This window comes from Arthrobacter sp. P1_A5, assembly GCF_056406825.1.
The window spans coordinates 1-6290 of sequence record NZ_JBFTZL010000201.1; the positions used below are offsets into that span (position 1 = coordinate 1).

General features: G+C 68.5%; 4 protein-coding genes. 2 read left to right on the forward strand and 2 right to left on the reverse strand.

Features of this window, described 5'->3' with window-relative positions; translation table 11 throughout:
- Positions 1–299: 299 nt before the first annotated feature.
- Positions 300–1937 carry an FAD-dependent oxidoreductase gene (locus AC1D1S_RS18400; protein ID WP_476995127.1) on the forward strand — a complete coding sequence of 546 codons (1638 nt, stop codon included), beginning with the start codon at positions 300–302 and terminating at the stop codon, positions 1935–1937.
- Positions 1938–1991: 54 nt separating this feature from the next.
- Positions 1992–3332, forward strand: a complete 1341-nt coding sequence (locus tag AC1D1S_RS18405) for a cytochrome P450 (RefSeq protein ID WP_476995128.1) — start codon at positions 1992–1994, stop codon at positions 3330–3332.
- Between the two features lie 99 nt (positions 3333–3431).
- On the opposite strand, the gene AC1D1S_RS18410 is transcribed toward AC1D1S_RS18405, so the two are convergent.
- Together AC1D1S_RS18410 and AC1D1S_RS18415 are read right to left on the reverse strand one after the other, a co-directional pair.
- Positions 3432–3743, reverse strand: coding sequence for a hypothetical protein (locus tag AC1D1S_RS18410; protein ID WP_476943489.1), 312 nt, complete (start codon positions 3741–3743; stop codon positions 3432–3434).
- Between the two features lie 209 nt (positions 3744–3952).
- Positions 3953–6290: AMP-binding protein (locus tag AC1D1S_RS18415; RefSeq protein WP_476995129.1), on the reverse strand; the 2338-nt coding region annotated here is incomplete at its 5' end.

Below are 6290 nucleotides of genomic sequence, written 5' to 3' on the forward strand. Positions count from 1 at the left end.
GAGTCATCGGCGTCCACCCTACAGCCACACCGGACACCGGACGCCGGATACAGGACACCCGGCGCTCACGTTCCCTCACCGAGGGGCAACTCGGCCGGAGCGATGGCTAAGTGTCACCTGCACTCCTGCCGCCGCCCCGAGCGCGGCCGCATGGCGAAGGTCCGCCTCCGCCGCAAGACCCCCCACGCTCCGCTCTGGAGGGCGTCCGCAGCCTCGCCGTACCCGGCCCCAGGCCTCTTCCGCGGCCAGCCCGCGAGGCTTAGACTCGATTGGCTTGAGCAAACAGGGAGAAGTTCGGCATGAGGCTCGTCGTCGATCTCACTAAGTGTCAGGGTTACGCACAATGCGCCTTCCTCGCCCCGGAGGTCTTCACGATCCAGGGGGACGAGGCACTTACCTACGATCCGGCCCCTGACGAGGCGCAGCGCACGAGGATCCGGCGGGCCGCCGCGGCCTGCCCGGTCCAGGCCATCCGCCTCGACCAGCTTGAAGAGCCGCAGAGGCCGCGGCCTCCCGAAGAAGCCCCGGGAACGGCCGCTGCCGCCGGAGGCAACGGGGGCACGTTCCTTCGATCCGGCAGGATTGTCATCGTGGGCACGTCACTGACCGGGCTGCGCGCGGCGGAGCGGCTGCGCGAGGAAGGGTTCACGGGCTCGCTGACTCTCATTGGTGAGGAAGCGCACGAGCCGTATGACCGGCCGCCGCTCTCGAAACAGGTCCTGGCCGGGTCGGTGCGGTCCGCTGACACGTCGCTGCCGCGCCGCCGGGGAATCGACGCCGACTGGCGCCTGGGCGTCGCGGCCACGGGTCTGGATCTCGCCGCCAGGCAGGTGCACCTCGCCGACGGTGGCCGGATCGGATTCGACAAGTTGTTGATCGCCACTGGCGTGCGGGCCCGGTCCTGGCCAAACGCGGCGGAGGCGGCGCTGGCAGGCGTGCTGACATTGCGGACCCGGGAGGACGCGGCAACGCTTCGGCAGCTCCTGGCCGCACGCCCTCGCCCTCGCCGGGTCCTGGTCATTGGCGCCGGGTTCATCGGCTGCGAGGTCGCTTCGGTGTGCCGCGAACTTGGCCTGCCGGTCACCGTGGCGGAGGCAGGCCCGGCACCGCTTGGCGCGGCGCTCGGCAGCGTGATCGGTGCAATTGCCGGAGATCTGCAGATCGAGAACGGCGTGGATCTGCGCTGCGGCGTCAGGGTCGTTTCACTGGAAGGCGATGCCGGCGGACAGCTGCGCCGCGCCCGCCTCTCCGATGGCACAACACTTGACGTGGACATCGCGGTCACCGCGCTCGGGACCGTTCGTAACGGTGACTGGCTCGCAGGCTCCGGATTGGCGAGCGGCGTGTGGGGTGTCGCGTGCGACGCCGGCTGCCGGGCTTTCGACGTCAACGGGCTGGTCACCGATGACGTCTTCGTCGCCGGCGACGTTTCCCGCGCCCCGCAGCCGATGTTCGGCTACCAGTTCCTCGCCGTCGAGCACTGGGGCAACGCGGTCTCCCAGGCCGAGGTTGCAGCGCACAACATGGTCAGCGGCGAAACGGCACGGTGGCCGCACCTGGCTGTGCCCAAATTCTGGTCCGTCCAGTTCGGCACCGAAATTAAGAGCGTGGGCGTGCCCTCGGTCGCCGATGAGGTCGCCATCGTGCAAGGATCGGTCGGATCCCGGCGGTTCCTGGCCGTTTACGGCTACAAGGGCCGCATCGTGGCTGCAGTGGCGTTCAACCAGAACAAATGGCTTGACTTCTATGAACCGCTGATTGACCAAGCGGCGTCCTTCCCGCCGACTTTCCACCATATTGACGAGCCGGACGATGCGCAGCCCGTGCCGGCCGGGTTCCAGCCTGCCGCCAGCCCCACCCAGGATGCGACCGTCGTCGTGACCGGCCACTATCCCAATGAGCGGCGCGCCAGATTGACTGACCGCCGCCTCCCGTAATGCGCCGCACCGGAGACCGGCAGCGACCGGCCCACGACCCAAGGAGCCTTCGCCATGGCCGAGCCCAGCACCTGGGAGCAGATCCTCGACTACACCAACCGGGCTAACCCCTACCCGTTCTACGACGAACTCCGCAAAACCCCCGTGAGACGCCTTCCGGACGGAAGCTATCTAGTGAGCACCTACGCGGAGATCGCCGCCCTGTTGCACGATCCACGGGTCAGCTCCGACATAACCCGCAACCCGGCTGCCGCCGCGGCGGGCGCCACGATTGGTGAGGACGGGGACGGCGCCGGCATGACGCCGACTTTCCTCAGCATGGATCCCCCGGATCACGACAAGTTCCGGCGGATCACCATGCGGCACTTCGGGCCGCCCACGACGCCTGGCAGGGTGGCCGGGATGGAGGCGCGGATGGCGGAAATTGTCACCGATCTGGTCGACAACATGGCGGACCGCAGCCGGATCGACGTCGTCGATGATCTGGCGTATCCCCTGCCCGTCACGGTGATCTGCGAACTTCTCGGTGTGCCCCCCGGAGATGAACAGCGCTTCCGGGTCTGGGTGGACCTGGCCCTGCAGTCCACCGATCCCGGACTCGATCCCGAAACCCAGCAAAAGAAGAGGATTGAGGCCGGCACGGAACTGCGCGCGTTCATGCAAGAGCTGGTCGACGCCCACCGGCAGGCCCCGGGGACTGACCTGCTTTCAGCGATGGCCACCGATGATGGCCCGGAGGGCCGCATGCCGGACGATCAACTGGTGAGCACCGGGCTTCTCCTGCTCATCGCCGGACATGAAACCACAGTAAACCTCATCTCCAACGGCGTCCTGACCTTGCTCCGTCACCCGGCCGAGCTCCGGAGGCTGCGCGCTGACCCCGGCCTGGCCATCCCGATGGTCGAGGAGCTGCTCCGCTACGAGCCGCCCGTGCATTTCGTCCCGTTCCGCACCGCCCTCGACGACATCGACATCGCCGGCACCACCATCCCAGCCGGCGCCTCGCTCACCCTGGTCCTTGCTGCGGGCAACCGCGACCCCGCCCACGTCGCTGACCCCGGGCTCTTCATCCCTGACCGGGCCAACAACCAGCACCTCGGTTTTGGGGGCGGCGTTCATCTTTGCTTCGGGGCGCCCCTGGCCCGGCTGGAAGCGCAGATCGCACTCACCGAATTCGCCACCAGGCTGGAGAACCCGCGGCTGGTATCGGACCCACCGCCGTACCGGCCGAGCCCGTTCCTGCGCGGCCCCTCCCACCTCCCGGTAGACATCGACGGCGTCCTTGCCCCTGGCCGGGCAGCCGACGGGCTAGCTGCACGCGGCGGCGATCAACTGCCGCGCCAGGGCGAGGCCCTGCCTGGCCGGGCCTTCAGCCCCCAGCACGGCGGCCGTTGACAGCGTGCCGTTGAGGACCAGCAGGAGCTGCTCTGCCAAGATCCTCACCCGGGACCTCAGCGGGTAAGCCCCTGCCGACCGTCGCCCGGAAAATGCACTTCAGCGGGTGACGGTCAGCGGCTTCATCGGCATCACGCAGGACACCCGTTCGAGGCGGACGTCGCCAGCGCCCGCCACGCGGTTGTTCCTGCCGGTGTCATCGCACCAGTCAATGTTGTAGGGCACCGCGGTTACGGCGGCATCCCCCGCGGCTGTCCGGGCGGGCACGACAAACGTGTAGGTGAACCCGCCGGCGTCGTTCATGGCGCTGGTGGTATTCACGACTTCCACCCCGGTTGCGTCGGTGACGCTTACCTGGATGCGCGCGTTGTTGCCGTAGCGGGGGTTGCAGCCAGCGTCCGGGGCTGCCACCGTCACGCTTTGCCCCGGTGCGGCCGTCGTCGGGGTCAGCGAATAGGCGGGCGGAAAGCATGGCGGCTCCCCGCCCGTGGAGGACGAGCACCCCGATAGCGAGGCAGTCAGTACCAATGCGCCAACCGTGGCACGGATCGTGGAGCGTCGCCCGCTGTCTTTCAGACAGAAAACCATGCCGTCAGTGTCGCTGGTACAGCAGTCGGCGCCTACTGTTGTGCTGAATTCGTGCCCGGATCGTTGCCGGCGCCTGCCCGCCGGCGGTTGACCGCCCCCATCAAGYGCAGGCAGAGCGCCCAGTAGGCTACCCCCGCGGCCAACGAGCCTGCCACGGCCAAGGCGGGGCTGATCCCGGCCAGCGGCGGATAGACCACCCAGTGGACAAGGTATGCGTAGAGGGAGGCGCTGGCGAGTACCACCATGAGTCGGCGGAGGACCTGCGGCACCGTAATGCTGGGGAGCCAGATGAGGAGCAGGATCCCGGCGAGGAGCGTGGCCTCCCGGCCGGGGTTCTCGAAGAATCCTGGAATGGTCAGGACTGCAATGACCGAGACCAGGCAACGCTGTGCGACGGTCCGGGACCGTGCGATAGCCCAGCCCAATGCGAAGAGCCAGAGCGCGGGCGCCGTGTGCGGCACGCCCGGGTTGACCAGCTCATACCGGGTCAGGAGCCCCACGCCGGTCAGCGCCAGCGGAAAGAGCAGCGGGGACCGCCGCTCGGCCCGGTCCGCCCACGGAATGGCCAGAAGCGCCGTCGCCGCGAGAAGCAGGTAGACGAGAATTTCGATGAACCAGAAGTGCCACTGGGTGCTCACCCCCTCCGGCCCGAGGACGGCGTTGAGCAGCACGATATTGGCGGGCGCGTAGTTGTCGGTGATCAGGAAGGCCACCGCGATGAACGCCATGCTCGGCACGATGATTCTTGCCACGCTGGACAGCTGCCTCCGCAGCCGCGGGATCCGCGTCCCAGAGAGCTGGAAGCGTGCGAAGTTGTAGCCTGCCACCGCCATGAGCACGTGGGCCGCACCCTGCCAGCTGAACAGCCCAACGTGCGTGCTGACGATCAGGACGATCCCGACGGCCCGCAGCACGATGCTCGTTTCCACGGGCGCAAAGAAGCGTCGACGCGTCCGGCCCGGTGCAGTTCGCGGCGGCACCAGGGCCCGGACCGGGGTCACGTGCCAATCCGGCGGGAGATGGCCCAGCGCCTGTTCCAGCCGAACCGATGCGGCCACGTAGGACAGTGAGTCCCCGCCCAGGGACCCGAACGTGTCGCTGGGCGCGATGTCGGCGCACTCCAGCACGTCCTGGAAAATCTTCCGAACGCTGTCCGGAGCATTATTGTCCGGCGCGCCGGTTTCCGTCGCGGGGGCGGGTGCTGGCCCTGGTTTCGGCGCGGACAGGGCCAGGACGCCCCTGTAGTCGAGCTTGCCCGTGGCCAGGCGCGGGAGATGTTCGACGGCGTGGACCTCGAGGGCGGCTCGCGGCAGCCCCATGCCCTGGGCGAGGACCTTGCCCAGCAGGTGCGCGTCGTGGTCGCCTTCAACGGCGACGACGACGCCGTCGTCCGTCCCGGCGCTGGCCGCCTGCACACCGAGGTCCGCCAGGAGCCGCTCCACCTGCCCCAGGTCAACGCGCAGCCCGACGATCTTGACGAACCGGCTGCGCCGGCCCACCACTTCGTAGACGCCCGTCGGGTGCAGCCTGGCAAGGTCGCCGGTGCGGAGCTCCGTAACGGTCCGGCCCGCGGCGAGGTCCGCCGGGCATTCGGCATAGCCAAGCATGACGTTGGCGCCGCTGTAGACAAGTTCGCCGTGCTCCAGCCCCGGCACGGGGTCGATCCGGAACGAGCCGCCGGGCACCGGGATACCCACCGCGCCCGGCACCTCGGCCGCCAGTTCAGGAGGCAGATATGCCATCCGTGCCGTCGCTTCGGTCTGGCCGTACATCACGAAAAATTCCCAGCCGCTGCGGCGGCCAAGTTCGGCGTATTTCCGCACCGAATCCGGCCCCAGCCGGCCCCCGGCCTGGGTGACGTAGCGCAGGCCGGGCAGATCCATGTCCGCAAACCCGACCCGTTCCAGCAGTTCAAAGGTGTATGGAACGGCCGCGAAGGACGTGGCTCCCCGGCGTCGGAAGAGCTCCCAGAAGCACGGATCAACCACGGAAAGGCCGGTCAGGACCAGCCCGGCGCCCCGGAGCAGGTGGCTGTTGATCACGGACAGCCCGTAACAGTAGGACATCGGCAAAGTCGTCACGGCCCGGTCGTCGGGCCCGATGTTCAGGTACTGGGCAATCGACTCGGCGTTGGCCTGCAGGTTCGCATGCGAGAGCCGCACGAGCTTGGGCGAGCCCGTGGATCCGGACGTGCTGAGCAGGAGCGCGAGGTCCGGGTGAAGCTCATGGCGGGTGCCGGTCCGGCGTTCGTCCAGCAGGAGCTGACCGTTGCCGGATTGGACAACGACGTCGGGGTCGTAGGCCGCAACGAGGGATTCCAGGGCGGCCGGCTTGTCCTCCGGCAGGAGGATCAGCGGGTGGCCGCCGGCC